The 1,339-nt window shown below is 49.8% G+C and carries 2 protein-coding genes; one reads left to right on the forward strand and one right to left on the reverse strand.

Annotated elements, in window-relative coordinates:
• A partial coding sequence (locus ACTHUT_RS20750) for an ABC transporter ATP-binding protein (protein WP_440419695.1) occupies nucleotides 1-709 on the forward strand: 709 nt, incomplete at its 5' end.
• A gap of 243 nt (nucleotides 710-952) precedes the next feature.
• Here ACTHUT_RS20750 and ACTHUT_RS20755 read toward each other — a convergent pair.
• A partial coding sequence (locus ACTHUT_RS20755; RefSeq protein WP_440419696.1) for a hypothetical protein occupies nucleotides 953-1,339 on the reverse strand: 387 nt, incomplete at its 5' end.

The raw sequence follows: 1,339 nt of genomic DNA on the forward strand, positions 1-1,339 counted from the left end.
GTTTCAAGACTACGCCCTTTTGCCGCATTTAACCGCCCTCGACAACGTCGGCTTCGGCCTCAAAATGCGCCGTCTGCCCAAAGCCGAAATCGAAGAACAATCCATGCAAGCCTTGCGCGACATCGGTTTGGAACACGAAGCGCAACGCAAACCTGAAAGCCTCTCCGGCGGCGAACAGCAACGCCTCGCCCTCGCGCGCGCCCTAATCACGCGCCCGTCGCTGTTGCTCTTGGACGAAGCCTTCTCCAGCCTCGACACCCACCTGCGCCACCACCTGCGCACCCTGACCGCCGAACGCATCCGCAGTCAAAACATCCCCGCCATCCTCGTGACCCACTCCGCCGAAGAAGCCTGCACCATGGCCGATACCATCGCCATCATGCACGAAGGCCGCATCCTCCAACACGGCACGCCGGAAACCCTTATCCGCCGCCCCGTCAACGCCCAAGCCGCCCTGTTACTCGGTTTGGCCAACACCGACGACACACGCTACATTCCCCAACACGCCATCCGATTCGACCCGAACGGCACAGCCGTCCGCATCAGCGAATCTGTCCCCCTCGCCGAAGGCACGCGCCTTACCCTCGCCCATCCGCAATACGGCGATTTGATTTGGTATCCCCACGCCGATCACAATACGGACAAACCGCAAACCGGACAGGAAATCCGCATCAGCGTGGATGAAAGTCAGATTGTTTGGTTTGATTGAATTTGATGGAATTGAGAAAAAGAAACAGGCCGTCTGAAATTTAAGTTTCAGACGGCCTTTGGGGTTACTTGGGTTGTAAAGATAATGGGTTTTGCGAGTTTGGTAGGTCGGATGCTTGAATCGACGGCTGATTGCCAAATGGCAACGGTTTGCTTGGGCAGCAGCGTGGTTTCCCTTACGGAGCTATGTCGGATTCGAGAATCCGACCTACGGCTGCTATATTTATTGAATGCATAGTTTATTTCATGCTTGAGGGAATGTTTCTCCTGTTATGTGAGATAAGTTTGGAATAATAAAAGGTGGATGGGATGCAATGCTAACTAATTTAATATTGGCCTTACATTTTCCTTTTTTATTTCTTGTTGTATCCCTATTCATATAATTTACTATTTTCACAGAAGTCCAATCTCCCATTAATCTATTTTCCGTTTCGTAACTAGGAATACCGATATGGTAATGCCATAACCCATATTCTAAAGCGAAATTACGTTTATTATCATCAGGAACAGCCGCAGATGATTTATTACGTCCGCACAAAGGTGGTGCAGTAAAACCATGATTGCGATAATTTGCAATAAATTGACTAATTATCTTTTGTTCTGCTGATGGGAGTTGTGGATAATCTTGTTT

Source organism: Neisseria sp. P0022.S010 (genome assembly GCF_051956635.1).